12 protein-coding genes and 1 pseudogene are annotated in these 14,437 nt (G+C 53.4%); 8 read left to right on the top strand and 5 right to left on the bottom strand.

All coding sequences use genetic code 11. The annotated features are described in order from the left end of the window. Positions 1-100: 100 nt before the first annotated feature. The 4 genes from sanA to HV318_RS06315 all read right to left on the bottom strand — a co-directional run bounded on the left by sanA (position 101) and on the right by HV318_RS06315 (position 3,052). Entirely contained in the window at positions 101-820 is a 720-nt protein-coding gene (sanA, locus tag HV318_RS06330) for an outer membrane permeability protein SanA (RefSeq protein WP_182272053.1), read from the bottom strand. 127 nt (positions 821-947) lie between these two features. Further along, positions 948-1,832: a cytidine deaminase gene (gene cdd / locus HV318_RS06325; RefSeq protein ID WP_182272052.1), complete on the bottom strand. Its 885-nt coding sequence runs from the start codon at positions 1,830-1,832 to the stop codon at positions 948-950. Positions 1,833-1,961: 129 nt separating this feature from the next. After that, entirely contained in the window at positions 1,962-2,657 is a 696-nt protein-coding gene (locus tag HV318_RS06320; RefSeq protein WP_182272051.1) for a CidB/LrgB family autolysis modulator, read from the bottom strand. After that, a complete protein-coding gene (locus HV318_RS06315) occupies positions 2,654-3,052 on the bottom strand; it encodes a CidA/LrgA family protein (RefSeq protein ID WP_182272050.1) in 399 nt (132 codons plus the stop codon). The genes HV318_RS06320 and HV318_RS06315 overlap by 4 nt, the downstream gene beginning before the upstream one ends. A 178-nt stretch (positions 3,053-3,230) precedes the next feature. On the opposite strand from HV318_RS06315, the gene dusC reads away from it, so the two are divergent. From dusC to mdtQ, 6 genes and pseudogenes are all read left to right on the top strand, one after another. Then, a complete protein-coding gene (dusC, locus tag HV318_RS06310) occupies positions 3,231-4,163 on the top strand; it encodes a tRNA dihydrouridine(16) synthase DusC (RefSeq protein WP_182272049.1) in 933 nt (310 codons plus the stop codon). A 351-nt stretch (positions 4,164-4,514) separates the two neighbouring features. Continuing rightward, positions 4,515-5,870 (top strand): carbohydrate porin, encoded by a 1,356-nt coding sequence (locus HV318_RS06305; protein ID WP_182272048.1) that lies wholly within the window; start codon positions 4,515-4,517, stop codon positions 5,868-5,870. A 165-nt stretch (positions 5,871-6,035) separates the two neighbouring features. Further along, complete coding sequence (gene bglG / locus HV318_RS06300) at positions 6,036-6,869, top strand: transcriptional antiterminator BglG (RefSeq protein WP_182272047.1); 834 nt, start codon at positions 6,036-6,038, stop codon at positions 6,867-6,869. Between the two features lie 25 nt (positions 6,870-6,894). Further along, positions 6,895-8,863 (top strand): annotated as a pseudogene (gene bglF / locus HV318_RS06295) (PTS beta-glucoside transporter subunit IIABC). Between the two features lie 15 nt (positions 8,864-8,878). After that, the gene (locus HV318_RS06290) at positions 8,879-10,273 is read left to right on the top strand and encodes a glycoside hydrolase family 1 protein (protein WP_182272046.1); all 1,395 of its coding nucleotides are present in this window, start codon (positions 8,879-8,881) and stop codon (positions 10,271-10,273) included. 199 nt (positions 10,274-10,472) lie between these two features. Further along, the gene (mdtQ, locus tag HV318_RS06285; protein WP_182272045.1) at positions 10,473-11,891 is read left to right on the top strand and encodes a multidrug resistance outer membrane protein MdtQ; all 1,419 of its coding nucleotides are present in this window, start codon (positions 10,473-10,475) and stop codon (positions 11,889-11,891) included. A gap of 68 nt (positions 11,892-11,959) precedes the next feature. On the opposite strand, the gene HV318_RS06280 is transcribed toward mdtQ, so the two are convergent. Continuing rightward, positions 11,960-12,523, bottom strand: coding sequence for a DedA family protein (locus HV318_RS06280; protein ID WP_182272044.1), 564 nt, complete (start codon positions 12,521-12,523; stop codon positions 11,960-11,962). A gap of 165 nt (positions 12,524-12,688) precedes the next feature. On the opposite strand from HV318_RS06280, the gene HV318_RS06275 reads away from it, so the two are divergent. After that, positions 12,689-13,276, top strand: a complete 588-nt coding sequence (locus tag HV318_RS06275; RefSeq protein ID WP_182272043.1) for a Yip1 family protein — start codon at positions 12,689-12,691, stop codon at positions 13,274-13,276. Between the two features lie 167 nt (positions 13,277-13,443). Continuing rightward, a complete protein-coding gene (gene pbpG / locus HV318_RS06270) occupies positions 13,444-14,367 on the top strand; it encodes a D-alanyl-D-alanine endopeptidase (RefSeq protein WP_182272042.1) in 924 nt (307 codons plus the stop codon). Positions 14,368-14,437: the final 70 nt, after the last annotated feature.

Raw genomic sequence — 14,437 nt, 5'->3', positions numbered from 1 at the left:
TCAATGAAGCCGTAGCGGCAATGAACTCAGCTTAAAAGGGCGAGAGTAAAGGGCGGATAAAAAGAGTGATGCCCGACGTAAAGAAAGTATAAAAGCGGGGCTATTTTTTCTCTTTTTTCTGCATATCCAGCAGTTGTTCAGGCGTCACTGCCGGGTAACCCTGCGCATCTTCTGGCACTTCATGCATCGCCGGAATTGGCACCAGTGGGCCTAAAAAGCGCGGTTCTCGTTTGAAGATGTACAGGTCAGCCAGTGCACCAAAACGGGCACCGAACTCGCGTACGCGCACGCTCAGCATGTCTTTTGGCGATGGCACCGCGTAGCACTGGGCCTGAATACCCATATGCAACGCAATAAACAATGCCCGTTCGCAGTGGAAGCGCTGGGTAATGATGATGAAATCGTTGGTGTCGAACACTTTACGGGTACGCACGATGGAGTCCAGGGTGCGGAATCCGGCGTAGTCGAGCACGATATCGGCCGGGTCGACCCCTGCGGCAATCAAATCCTTACGCATCGTCACCGGTTCGTTATAGCTTTGCAGCGCGTTATCGCCGCTCAACAGCAGGTAATTCACCTTTCCGCTGTTATAGGCGTTTAGCGCCCCCTGAATACGATAACGGTAATACTGATTGATGACGCCGGTACGGTAATATTTGGCGGTACCGAGTACCACACCAACCTGACGATAGGGGAGATCCTGCAGGTCATCAAAGATGTAGGGCGCTGTTTTCCAGCTTATCCAGCGGTCGAGGCCAAGCACAGTCAACAGCAGTATGCCGAGCAGGACAGACAGGCTGTAAAAAATGCGCTTTAACATGCAGATGGCTCGTACCAAAGGTGAAATTTAACTCAGGCTACTTTACCCGCATGGTTAGCGCAAGAAACAGCGAATCAACTGAGGGGTTTTTCATCACACTGGCGGGCATTCCTGCCCGCCGGAAGGATTACGCAAGCAGCACGCGTTCAATCGATGAACAGCCCAGCGCTTTCAGCGTGGCGGCGGTAGCATCCCACTGAATCAGCGGTGCATCGGCAATTTCTGCCAGAATAGTGCGCTGAATATCCGGGTAGTCATAACCGTTCAGGTTCAGCAGATTCAGTGCGCCCTGCAGTGGTGGCAGCGTTGGGTTAAATGCGGCATTTTCCGCATAGCTGCCGCTGAAGATACGGCCATCACGGCACTGTAGCGCTACGCCACTAGGTGATTTGCTGTACGGGGTGTGGCTCTTGTTGGCGGCGGTGATAGCGGCCTGGCTCAGGTCATCGCCGGACAGGGCGAAGCCGTGATCCTGCTCATCCATCAGCAGCGTTTTGATATCCAGATCTTTCGGGCCGAAAGCGTCAGGCAGGTAATCACCCAGCGTGTGTGGTGCACGACCTGGCAGGTTGATGCGCAATTGCAGTCCGCTGTTCAGCTCGTTCATAAACTGACGACAGTGGCCACAAGGGGTGTAGTTAACGGTAATGGCGCTTAGCGCTTTTTCGCCGCGCAGCCAGGCGTGGCTGATGGCGCTTTGTTCCGCGTGGACAGTTTGCTGCATCGTCGCACCCAGGAACTCCATGTTACCGCCAAAGTACCAGGTTCCGCTTACACCGCGTGCAATCGCCCCTACATTGAAGTGGGAGAGGTCAGCGCGTGCGCAGGCGGCGGCCAGCGGCAGCAGTGCGAAAGCCAGCGCGTCTTCGTCCAGTCCTGTTGCCTGTTGAAGCAGAGTGACCTGCTCAGCCGTCAGCAGGGCGGGGAAATGCTCATCCGCCAGAACCGGGGCCAGGGCTGATTGCAAATTCTCTGCAAGCTGGGCGAAAGCAGCTTGAAAACGTGGATGCATGGCGTTTGCCTCATAAAGGTTAATGGATCGGTAGTGTACGGAGCCATTACGGCTTTATATGTGATCCACTTCTCATTACTTATGCAACTTATGAAAACAAAATGAAATTTGCGCGACGTATCGCAAATTTTAGCCCACAACTGCCAGAATGATCGGGAACAGGAACGGCGCGATCAGAGAGGTCATGATCCCACAGATGACCAGTGCCAGCGAGCTGAATGCCCCTTCCTGATAATCCAGCTCAGCGCAACGTGCGGTACCCAGGGCGTGTGAAGCCGTCCCCATCGCCAGACCACGCGCGGCTTTGGTATGAATGCGCATAGCATTCAACAGGGTATGGCCAAATACCGCACCAAGAATACCCACGAAAATTACGCATACGGCGCTGATGGCCGGTATACCGCCGATGCTGCCGCCCACCGCCATCGCGATTGGCGTGGTGACGGATTTTGGCAGAATAGAGGCGGCAATCTGCGGAGAGGCTCCCATCAACAGTGCGACCGACGTTCCGGTAATCATCGCCACCAGACTCCCCACAAAACAGATAGTAATGATGGACTTCCAGCGGGCACGGATCTGGTGCAACTGTTCATATAAAGGAAAGGCGAGCGCCACAACGGCAGGCTGCAGCAGATCGTTTAAAATCTTGCTCCCGGCAAAGTAGCGTTCGTAAGGAATGCCGGTGAGAAGCAGGAAAGGAATGATCACCACCATCGCCACCAGCAGAGGGTTGAGCAATGGCATTCTGAAACGTACGGCAAGTTTACGCGCGGCGAAGAACACCACCAGGGTTAACGGCAGCGACCACCAGATATTCTCCATCATTGCTTTGTTCCTTTTTGCCCAATCACTTTACGTTCGCCATGCACCAGATGCGAACTCCAGCTCACCACCAGGAAAACCACCAGCGTACTGACCGCGCAGGAGACGACAATGGGGCCGAACTGTGCTTTGAGCAAATCGTAATATTGCATGACCCCGACGCCGATGGGGACAAACAGTAGCGCCATGTAGCGAATGAGAACGAAGCAGCCAGGGTTGACCCACTTCGCAGGCAAAACCTGCAGTGCCAGCAGCACAAACAGGATCAGCATACCGATAATGCTGCCGGGAATGGTGATAGGTAACAGGGACGCGATGAAAATCCCGGCGTACAGACAGGCGTAAATCAGGACGAATGCGCGCAGGTATTGCCAGATAGTATTCAATGATTTGCTCATGGTGAAAGTCCTTGATGAAACGCATTCATCATACAATTAAACCCTGAAATGTGCTACGGATCACATCATGAATTTTGAGCATACCAGACATTCCTGAATGGAACGTCTGACATTGCCACAAATGGACAGTCTTAAGTTTAAATGCAACTATAGCGCGTCTTTTTTTACAGGTACTGATATGCGTGTTTTACTGGCCCCAATGGAAGGCGTGCTCGACTCCCTCGTGCGCGAGCTTCTGACCGAGGTGAATGATTACGATCTCTGCGTGACGGAATTTTTACGCGTGGTCGATATGTTATTGCCGGTAAAATCTTTTCACAGGCTCTGCCCGGAGCTGCACAACCAGAGCCGAACAACATCCGGCACGCTGGTGCGCATTCAGTTGCTGGGCCAGTATCCGCAATGGCTGGCGGAAAATGCTGCCCGTGCGGTGGATCTTGGTTCTTACGGGGTCGATCTCAACTGCGGCTGCCCGTCGAAACTGGTCAACGGCAGCGGCGGTGGGGCAACATTGCTGAAAGATCCTGAGCTGATTTATCGCGGTGCAAAAGCCATGCGTGAAGCTGTACCGTCGCATTTACCGGTGACGGTGAAGGTGCGACTGGGCTGGGACAGCGATGCGCGACAGTTTGAAATAGCCGATGCGGTACAGCAGGCGGGTGCAACAGAGTTAGTCGTGCATGGCCGTACCAAAGAGGATGGTTATAAGGCCGATCGCATCAACTGGCAGGCGATTGGCGAGATCCGCAAACGACTCTCTATTCCCGTGATTGCGAATGGCGAAATCTGGGATTACGAGAGCGCACAGGCCTGTCTGAAAGAGACTGGCTGCGATGCGGTAATGATTGGCCGTGGGGCGTTGAATGTGCCGAATCTCAGCCGGATGGTGAAATATAACGAACCGCGCATGCCGTGGGCTGAGGTGGTGACGCTACTGCAAAAATACAGCCGTCTGGAAAAGCAGGGGGATACCGGCTTGTATCATGTTGCACGTATTAAGCAGTGGCTCAGTTATTTGCGCAAAGAGTACAGCGAAGCGTTAGGATTATTCCAGGAGATCCGTACGTTACAGACTTCCGCGGATATTGCGCGGGTGATTCAGTCAAAATAATAAGCGTTAATTTGCTCACACTTTATTAAAATATAAAACAATGCAGGTTTTCAACGTGGCACGACGGTGTTAAGGTGCCACTGTTTTCAACGCAGGATTGTTACTGGCTAACAGGCAAAACCTAAGCGTTCTACAGCATTAATCGCTGTGGAGTGCTTAGGTTTTTTTTTGCCTGTAATTTATGCAGGAGAGAAATTTGACTTAACTTTTTTATTGAAATTAATCAGGGCGCATTTTGTGGTTATTGATAACCGCAGGGGCGACTATTACCAAAAATAAATGATATGACAGGAAATAGATAAATTTCCTGCGACCAGTTACGCACTAAATACTCAATCACAGGTTGTTATTATGGCATATAAAAATATTCACTATAAGCTGTGCGCGCTCGCCTTATTGACGATTTCCCCTTTGTCGATGGCTCAGGACTGGAACGGGACGGCGCTAGGATTTGAAGCGCCACCGGATCCAATCCTTGGCGATATGCTCGGTATTCGTAAGATCCTTAACGATAACGGGTTCACCTGGAATCTCGGCTACCTGAATGAAATTGGCTGGAACGGTGGCGGTGGCTATAATCACGATTCTCACGTGGCCTATATCGACCAGTTTGCGCTGACCTTCAACCAGGATCTGGAGCGCTGGACGGGCATTCCGGATGCTCGTATTGAAGGGAATATCGTCAACCGTAACCACAATGACGATCTCACCACCAAACGCGTTCAGGATCCGCGCGTTAACTTTAATGATCTGACTCAGGAAAGCTGGGGCGGGCAATCTATCACCCGTCTGGGCTGGCTGACGTTTGCCCGTAGCTTTGATGACCGACGCCTCACCTGGCGCATCGGGATGATGAACAAAGTACAAACTTTCGACCAGATCATCCCGTGTGACTTCCAGATGCTCTCGCAGTGCGGAGGGAAATCGGCCAACTCGCTAACCTGGAACAACTGGAACGTCCATACCTGGGGTACCACGCTGGAGTATAAGGTAACGCCAACCGTGACCCTGAAAGGCGGTGTGATGGAACAAAACCCGGATGCCTCCAGCCGAAACCATGCGTGGAGCTGGTCGACGAAGGGTAGCAAAGGTGTATTACTGCCGGTTGAGATCGAAGCACGTCCGTTGATAGGTGGTCTGCCTGGAGCATATAACCTGGGCGTGGTGTATACCAATGCACCGCAAACTGACCTTTACCGTGGCGTATCTGGTGGTGCGGGTGCAACCGATCCGGAGGGATACGAGAAGCATAACCGTACATGGTTTATGTACGCCGGGCTTAACCAGCAGCTCACACAACACAAGGACGATCCGAATCGTGGCTTAAGCACCTCCATCAGCATGAGTCTCGCCGATCAGAACTCCAACTATATGCATCAGGTCTACGCCGCCTCGCTACGCTACCGTGGGCTGTTTGATGCTCGTCCGGAAGACTGGATTGGCTTTGGTCTGACCTGGATCGATATGAGCAACCAGTATGCGCGTAACCAGCGTTACATGAATACGCTGAATGGGGTGTCTGACTATAACGATCCGGCGTATCGCCCGGTGCCTGGTCATTCACTGAATGGCGAGTTTTACTATCGCTTCCGTCCTGTGTCGTGGCTTGAGCTGCAGCCAGGTATTCAGTACTGGCACCATCCTGGCGGGGTCGACCGAACTCAGGATGCATGGGTAACCGAGCTAAAAACCGTGGTGACCTTCTGATATAACCGTAGCAAGTACGATCTGCGTCACGTTTTTACTCGCGACAGATTGAGGCTATGAATGAAACTGATAGAGTGCCAGAACTGGATTGTTACTGCTTAGGCAGGCAAAACCTGATTTTCTGGCTTCTGCCGGAGGTCAGGTTTTTTTGTTTCTGGGGTTCCGATGAAAATCGCCAAAATTCTTAATAATAATGTGGTGGTTGTTCAGGATGGGCGCGGGCGCGAACAGGTCGTGATGGGCCGAGGGCTGGCTTTCCAGAAGCGCGTCGGTGAAGAGCTGGATACCACGCTGATTGAAAAGGTGTTTGCGTTACAAAGCGATGAACTGGTTCGTCGGCTGGGGGAGCTGCTTAGCCAGATCCCGCTGGAGGTGATGACCACCTGCGACCTCATCATTGGGCTGGCGTCGCAGCGGCTGGGGAAATTGCAGGAGAGTTTGTATATCACCTTGACTGACCACTGCTACTTTGCGATTGAACGGCAGAAGAAAGCGCTGGCAATCAAAAACGTGCTGTTGTGGGATATCAAACGCCTGTATCCGAAGGAGTTCGAACTGGGGCAGGAGGCGAGGGCCATTATCGCCAAACGCCTGAATGTCGAACTGGCGGAGGATGAGGCCGGGTTTATCGCGCTGCATCTGGTCACCGCGCAACTGAACAGCGAGATGCCGGAAGTGATGCACGTCACCCGGGTCATGCAGGAGATCCTGCAACTGGTGAAGTACCAGCTGCAGCTTGAGTATGATGAAGAATCGCTCAGCTATCAGCGTTTTGTCACCCATCTGAAGTTTTTTGCCCAGCGGATGCTCACTCGAACTGTGGTGGACGATGACGATGTTTCGCTGCATACGGCGGTGAAAGACAACTACGCGAAAGCGTGGAAATGTGCTGAGAAAATCGCGCAGCATCTGAATAAAAGCTATCAGCGTGATCTGACAACTGAAGAAATTATGTTCCTCGCCATTCATATTGAACGGGTGAGAAAAGAGGGGCGTTAAGCCCCACAAACTGGATTGTTACTGCATAACGCAGGCAAAACCTGAGCGCGGCCTTCGAAAGGAGGACGCTCTCGGGTTTTTTTATTTTTATACTCAGTCAACAGGTGTCTGCGGGCATCGGATGTAAGGAAATCGAGATGGAATACCAGGCATTAGCAAAGGATATTCTCGGCCACGTTGGCGGAAAAGAGAACATCGTCAGTCTTGTCCACTGCGCTACCCGGCTTCGCTTCAAACTGAAAGAGAATCAAAAAGCGGATGCGGAAGGGCTGAAGAAAAACCCGGGCGTGATTATGGTGGTTGAAAGCGGTGGTCAGTTCCAGGTGGTTATTGGCAACCATGTGAATAGCGTCTGGAAGGCGGTGCGTAGCGAGGCGGGACTGACGGATGAGACACCCGCAGTGGAAGAGAAGGGCGAAAAAGGGAATCTGCTGGGCCGCCTGATCGACATCGTTTCCGGGATTTTCACGCCGTTTATCGGCATTCTGGCGGCCTCCGGTATCCTGAAAGGGTTGCTGGCGCTGGCCGTCGTCTGTGGCTGGCTGACCCCTGAAAGCGGTACCTATAAAATCTGGTTCGCCGCGAGTGATGCACTGTTCTTCTTCTTCCCTCTGGTGCTGGGCTACACCGCCGGGAAAAAATTTGGCGGCAACCCGTTTATCACTATGGTGATCGGTGGTGCGCTTACCCATCCGATGATGATTGCAGCGTTTAATGCCAGCCAGCAGCCGGGTGCGACTGCCGAGGCATTTCTCGGTATTCCCGTCACCTGGTTCAACTACAGCTCATCGGTGATCCCGATCATTCTCGCCGCGTGGGTGAGTTGCTGGCTGGAAAAACAGAGTACAAAGCTGTTGCCATCGTCGATGAAAAACTTCTTTGCACCGCTCATCTGCTTAGGCGTTACCGTGCCGCTGACCTTCCTGGTGATTGGTCCGCTGGCAACCTGGCTCAGCCAGCTATTGGCAAACGGCTACCAGTGGATTTACGTTCTTGCCCCGTGGCTTGCGGGTGCGGCTATTGGCGCACTGTGGCAGGTTTGCGTGATTTTTGGCCTGCACTGGGGGCTGGTACCGCTGATGATTAACAACCTGGCGGTGTTGGGCCATGACTCCATGCTGCCGATGCTGCTGCCAGCGGTGTTTGGTCAGGTGGGGGCTGCGTTTGGGATCTTCCTGCGTACCCGCGATGCTCGCCAGAAAATGCTGGCCGGTTCGTCCGTCACGGCAGGAATTTTTGGGATCACTGAACCGGCGGTGTACGGTGTTAACCTGCCGCTGCGTCGTCCGTTTATCTTTGGCTGTGTGGCTGGAGCCATCGGGGGGGCGATTGTCGGCTTTAGCGATACCCACGTGTACTCCTTTGGTTTCGCCAATATCTTTACCATCGCGCAGATGATCCCGCCTGGTGGCGTGAACGCCACGCTGTGGGGCGGCATTATCGGTACCATCGTCGCGCTGGTGCTCAGCTGCGGCCTGACGCTGGTCGCCGGTATGCCAGTGCGTTCAACACAAGATGCCGTGGTGCCTACAACTGTCGGCGATAACGACGTGCTGTCCCCGATGACGGGCACTGTCCTTGCGCTTGACCAGGTGCCGGATACCACCTTTGCCAGCGGACTGCTGGGCAACGGCGCGGCCATTATTCCCTCTGATAACAAGGTCATTGCCCCTTTTGCCGGTGAAGTAGCCTCTCTGTTCCAGACTAAACATGCCATCGGGCTGCTCAGCACCAGCGGTATTGAAGTGTTGATCCATGTTGGGATCGACACCGTGAAGCTTGACGGTAAGCCGTTTACTGCTCATGTGAAAGTGGGTGACAAAGTACAGCCGGGCGACCTACTGCTGGAGTTTGATCGTCAGGCCATTCTTGATGCCGGATACGACCTGGCGACCCCGATTATTATCAGTAACAGCGACGAGTATCGTGAAGTGTCGACCGTGGCGGCAACGTCCGTTCACGCAGGCTCACCGTTACTTAGCGTAAGCCATTAATAACAGGAGAACGTGATGAAAACTTTCCCGGATGATTTTTTATGGGGCGGTGCAGTTGCCGCGAACCAGGTAGAAGGCGCTTATCTGGCGGATGGCAAAGGGCTGTCCACCTCTGACGTCCAGCCGCAGGGGGTCTTTGGTCCGGTGGTGGAGCGTGTGGTGGGTGACAGCGGCATCAAGGATGTCGCCATCGACTTCTATCACCGCTATCCGGAGGACATCAAACTGTTTGCCGAAATGGGCTTTAGTTGTCTGCGTGTCTCGATTGCCTGGACGCGTATCTTCCCGAACGGGGATGAACAACAGCCAAACGAAGCAGGCCTGGCGTTTTACGACAAGCTGTTTGATGAACTGGCGGCGCACAACATCACACCGCTGGTCACCCTGTCGCACTATGAAATGCCGTGGGGACTGGTGAAGCAATATGGTGGCTGGGGCAGCCGTCAGGTCATTGGTTTCTTCGAGCGTTACGCCCGTACCGTATTTGCACGCTACAAAGGGAAGGTGAAGCTGTGGCTGACCTTTAACGAAATCAACATGTCTCTGCATGCCCCCATGACCGGCGTCGGTCTGCCGGGAACCAGCAGTAAGGGCGAGGTGTATCAGGCGATCCACCATCAGCTGGTGGCCAGTGCGCTGGCGGTAAAAGCCTGTCACGAGATTATCCCGGATGCCAAAATTGGCAACATGTTGCTGGGCGGCCTGATGTACCCGCTGACCTGCAAGCCAGAGGATGTGCTGGAAGCGTTGCAGGAAAACCGCGCGTGGCAGTTCTTTGGCGACGTACAGTGTCGTGGTGCGTATCCGGGCTACATGCTGCGCTTCTTCCGCGATAACGGGATTCAGTTGGAGATCACTGATGCCGATCGCGAGGCGCTGAAATCGACCATCGATTTTATCTCGTTCAGCTACTACATGACGGGCTGCGTCACCACCGATGAAGAGCTGAACCAACAGGCGCGCGGCAATATCCTGAGTATGGTGCCGAACCCGCACCTCGCAAGCTCCGAATGGGGTTGGCAGATTGATCCCATCGGTCTGCGTACGCTGCTGAACGTGCTGTGGGATCGCTATCAGAAGCCACTGTTTATCGTTGAAAACGGTCTGGGTGCGAAGGATAAACCGGACGCTGACGGTATAGTGCAGGATGATTACCGCATCAGCTACCTGAACGATCACCTGGTGCAGGTGCGTGAAGCCATTGACGATGGTGTCGAGGTAATGGGGTACACCAGTTGGGGGCCGATCGATCTGGTTAGCGCCTCTAAAGCAGAGCTGTCCAAGCGCTATGGTTTTATTTATGTTGACCGTGATGACAGCGGAAAGGGTACCCTGGCACGTCGCCGTAAGAAAAGTTTCCACTGGTATAAAGAGGTGATCGCAACGAAAGGGGCAGCACTGAAAGGGTAATGAAAATATTAACCCGATGGTGGGTTTATCTCTGTCGGGTTAATAATTGGGTATATAGATAATTATATTTAATTGATTCTTGTGGTGAATATTTTTCTGATTGTTTAAATGTATAACAATTTGCAGATTGCCACGCGTTACTAAAAAAACGAACAGTATCAAGCGTAATTTGCGCCTTTATTTTTGAGTGAATGGCGTAATGAAACGTTCCTTTATTTTATCTCTGAGTGCTCCCCTCGTCTTTATTCTGGCCGCCTGTGCGCCAGAACATTCCACAGTATCGCCTGTTAAAACACAAACCACAGTGGCTTCGGTAAATACGCATTTACGTCGTACTGACTGGCCGAAAAATGAATGGTGGAAAGACTATAACGACCCCGAGCTTAATTCGCTGATTGCGAAAGCATTGAATGATGCGCCAGATATGCAAATTGCCCGGCAGCGCATCACGCTGGCAGAAGCTCAGGCAAAAGCAACGATGGCTGCCGACGGCCCACACATTGATTTTTCGGCTGATGCTGAACGCCAGAAAATGTCGGCTGAGGGGTTAATGGGGCCATTTGCCATCACCGACCCGGCTGCTGGCACCACCGGGCCGTGGTACACCAACGGGACATTTGGCCTGACTGCTGGCTGGGATCTTGATCTGTGGGGCAAAAACCGTGCGCAGGTTGAAGCCCGTATTGGCAAGGTGAATGCGCAAAATGCAGAGATGGAACAAACGCGTCAACTGCTTGCCAGCAGCGTCGCGCGGCTGTACTGGGAGTGGCAAACTCAGGCCGCCGTGGGAGATGTCCTCGCAGATATCAAACAAGAGCAGGAGAATATTATTGGTGCCGACCGCGAGCTCTACCAGCACGGGATAAACTCCTCCGTGGAAGGGGTCGAAACGGACATTAACGCCAGCAAAACCGAGGAACAGCTGGCGGAAGTAAAGGGAAAAATGAAAGCCGTTGAGGCGCGTCTGGAAGCGTTAACCAACAGCACCTCAATGACGCTCACCCGCCATGCATTACCTGCACCAGAGGCTGCGCTGCCGACGATGCTGGGTTATGAACTGCTGGCGCGTCGACCCGATCTCCAGGCCGCTCACTGGTATATCGAAGCGTCCATGAGCGAGGTGGATGCTGCCAGAGCGGCTTTCTATCCCGATGTGAATCTGATGGCGTTCTTACAACAGGATGCCCTGCATCTGAGCGATCTGTTCCGCTCTTCGGCTCAGCAAATGGGCGTGACAGCCGGACTGACGTTGCCGATTTTTGACAGCGGCAGGCTGAACGCGAACCTGGATATTGCCCAGGCGCAGAATAATCTCTCCATCGCGAACTACAACAAAGCGGTGGTAGATGCCGTCAACCAGGTGGCGCGAACTGCCAGTGAAGTTGAAACCCTGACGGCGAAAAACCAGCACCAGCAGCAGGTCGAAAAAGATGCTGCGCGTGTTGTGGCGCTGGCACAGGCACGCTTTAGCGCCGGTATCATTGCCGGCTCCCGCGTCAGTGAAGCAAAAATCCCGGCGTTCAGGGAACACATCGCTGGGTTGATGCTGCAAGGGCAATATGTGGACGCCACGCTGCAACTGACGTCGGCACTGGGCGGTGGCTACCATCACGGCTAAAGCGCCCATGATCTGTACTTACCTGCTGGTTGATTGTCAGGAGGTGAGTACGACCCGAATAGTGCGCGCTAACGCTTCGAATCCCGGTGTTTCAGCCACAGCCGAACCGCAATGACTGCCACCGCCACCAGAATCAACCATGCCCAGTGCTTCACATGCTGGTCGAGAGTGTGCAACCACGGGCCAATCACTTCCCCACCAACGTAGCCTAGTGTGGTAAAGATCAGCGCCCAGGCAACCGCGCCAAAAATATTCAGTGGCAGGAAAATTTTCGGCGGCAAACGGCTCGCGCCAATCAGGATGGGGCCGATTATCCGAAAACCGTACATAAAACGGGTACCAATCACGAACAGGTAAGGGTGACGCTGGATCAGTCTCTGCGCCTGACGGATTTTCTTGCGATGCTTAGGAAAACGCAGCAGGAGTGCGGGCCCGAAACGTAGCCCCAGAAAGTAGAGCAACTGGTCGCCAATCATGCCACCCAGCGCAACTGCAGTCACGACCAGCGGGAAACGCAGCAGCCCCTGATGTGCCGCCACTCCTCCGAGCAGGGTGATGGTTTCACCTTCTGCCACGCTACCGATGACCAACGCGATATACCCATATTGTTCGATCAGACTATTGATATCCATAAACTCAGCCGGGTTTCCTTGCGAATGCCTGCATTTATCATATACCTCATGAATGAATAATGCGGCAATGAAGGCGAAATGGCATTTTTAAGGTTGCTCATAAAATAATCTAAAGCCTGCATTATACTTAAGGTATCGCTGACGGGCCGACAACAAGGGGGCGCTATGAACCATGTCTGGGGACTCTTCTCCCATCCCGACCGTGAAATGCATGTCATCAGAAACGAGAACGAAACGGTCGCGCACCATTACACGCACCATGTGCTGCTGATGGCAGCGGTGCCGGTGATCTGCGCGTTTATCGGTACAACACAAATCGGCTGGAACTTTGGTGATGGCACCGTGGTTCAGTTGTCGTGGTCTACCGGGCTTTACCTTGCCATTATCTTCTACGGCCTGATGCTGGCAGGGGTGGCGGTGATGGGGCGCGTCATTCACTGGATGGCACGTAACTATCCGCAACGTCCGTCCCTGGCGCACTGTATGGTCTTTGCCGGATATGTCGCGACCCCGCTGTTCTTAAGCGGCATTGTTGCGCTCTATCCACTGGTCTGGTTGTGCGCGCTGATCGGTACGATTGCCCTCTTTTACACCGGTTATCTGCTGTATCTGGGGGTTCCAACCTTCCTGAATATCAATAAAGAAGAGGGCCTGAACTTCTCCAGTTCAACGCTGGCTATCGGCGTGCTGGTGCTGGAGGCGTTACTGGCGCTGACGGTGATTCTTTGGGGTTACGGATACCGTCTCTTTTAAGTTCACTGCATTGCTGGCGTAAATGCCAGCAATGCAGCATCTGTTCATGATTCTTCGCTGGCGACATTCCACGGTGACCGCTATGATGCCGGAGCCAGCCTGTGTTTATCCGTTAGCACAGGCGGTGTACGTCATGACGTGCGTGAATAATTATCAGAAATCTCACCATGCTGAAATTCCGAGTCTCTTTACTTAGCCTGGCACTGTTGCTGGGTGCGTCCGTTGCCGTGCCAGCGATCGCCAAAACGCCTGCGGTGACCACTGCTGCTGCCCAACCGCAAATTGCGTCCGGCAGTGCGATGATTGTTGATCTGAATACCAATCAGGTGATCTACGCCAGCCATCCGGATCTGGTGCGACCGATCGCCTCGATTACCAAATTAATGACCGCGATGGTGGCGCTTGATGCCCATCTGCCGCTGGACGAAAAACTGAAAGTGGATATCAGCCACACGCCGGAGATGAAAGGGATTTATTCCCGCGTGCGTCTGAACAGCGAAATTAGCCGTAAGAATATGCTACTGCTGGCGCTGATGGCTTCTGAAAACCGTGCAGCGGCGAGCCTGGCGCATCACTATCCGGGCGGTTATGACGCATTCATTCGTGCAATGAATGCAAAGGCCAAATCACTGGGTATGAGCAATACGCATTATGTGGAACCGACAGGTTTGTCGATTCATAACGTCTCCACGGCGCGTGATTTGACGAAACTGCTGATTGCCAGCAAACAGTATCCGCTGATTGGGCAGCTCAGTACCACGCGTGAAGAGACGGCCACGTTTGCGAACCCGGCGTATACGCTGCCGTTTCGCAATACTAACCATCTGGTCTACCGTGATAACTGGAACATCCAGTTAACGAAAACGGGTTTTACCAATGCGGCGGGTCACTGTCTGGCGATGCGTACCGTATTTAACGGGAAACCGGTGGCGCTGGTGGTGATGGATGCTTTTGGTAAATACACCCACTTCGCGGATGCAAGCCGACTGCGCACCTGGATTGAGACGGGGAAAGCCCAACCGGTTCCGGCCGCGGCACTGAGCTATAAAAAGCAAAAAGCGGAACAGATGGCGACCGCGCAGAACGATTAGGTAAATGCAAAACGGTAACTCAGGTTACCGTTTTTTATGTTTTCTCCCTTTCCCTGTGGGAAAGGGCCGG

This window comes from Enterobacter sp. RHBSTW-00901 (genome assembly GCF_014103115.1).
GTDB classification, from domain to species: Bacteria; Pseudomonadota; Gammaproteobacteria; order Enterobacterales; family Enterobacteriaceae; genus Enterobacter; species Enterobacter cloacae_P.
Note: the sequence above shows the minus strand (reverse complement) of the source record. Positions and strands in the feature narration are given on the sequence as shown.

Bases quoted from the DNA above. Each gene is read 5' to 3' on its own strand.
- HV318_RS06320 (WP_182272051.1), bottom strand. From the start codon at position 2,657: ATGATGGAGAATATCTGGTGGTCGCTGCCGTTAACCCTGGTGGTGTTC.
- cdd (WP_182272052.1), bottom strand. From the start codon at position 1,832: ATGCATCCACGTTTTCAAGCTGCTTTCGCCCAGCTTGCAGAGAATTTG.
- bglG (WP_182272047.1), top strand. From the start codon at position 6,036: ATGAAAATCGCCAAAATTCTTAATAATAATGTGGTGGTTGTTCAGGAT.
- sanA (WP_182272053.1), bottom strand. From the start codon at position 820: ATGTTAAAGCGCATTTTTTACAGCCTGTCTGTCCTGCTCGGCATACTG.
- HV318_RS06305 (WP_182272048.1), top strand. From the start codon at position 4,515: ATGGCATATAAAAATATTCACTATAAGCTGTGCGCGCTCGCCTTATTG.
- dusC (WP_182272049.1), top strand. From the start codon at position 3,231: ATGCGTGTTTTACTGGCCCCAATGGAAGGCGTGCTCGACTCCCTCGTG.
- HV318_RS06280 (WP_182272044.1), bottom strand. From the start codon at position 12,523: ATGGATATCAATAGTCTGATCGAACAATATGGGTATATCGCGTTGGTC.
- HV318_RS06290 (WP_182272046.1), top strand. From the start codon at position 8,879: ATGAAAACTTTCCCGGATGATTTTTTATGGGGCGGTGCAGTTGCCGCG.
- HV318_RS06315 (WP_182272050.1), bottom strand. From the start codon at position 3,052: ATGAGCAAATCATTGAATACTATCTGGCAATACCTGCGCGCATTCGTC.
- pbpG (WP_182272042.1), top strand. From the start codon at position 13,444: ATGCTGAAATTCCGAGTCTCTTTACTTAGCCTGGCACTGTTGCTGGGT.
- mdtQ (WP_182272045.1), top strand. From the start codon at position 10,473: ATGAAACGTTCCTTTATTTTATCTCTGAGTGCTCCCCTCGTCTTTATT.
- HV318_RS06275 (WP_182272043.1), top strand. From the start codon at position 12,689: ATGAACCATGTCTGGGGACTCTTCTCCCATCCCGACCGTGAAATGCAT.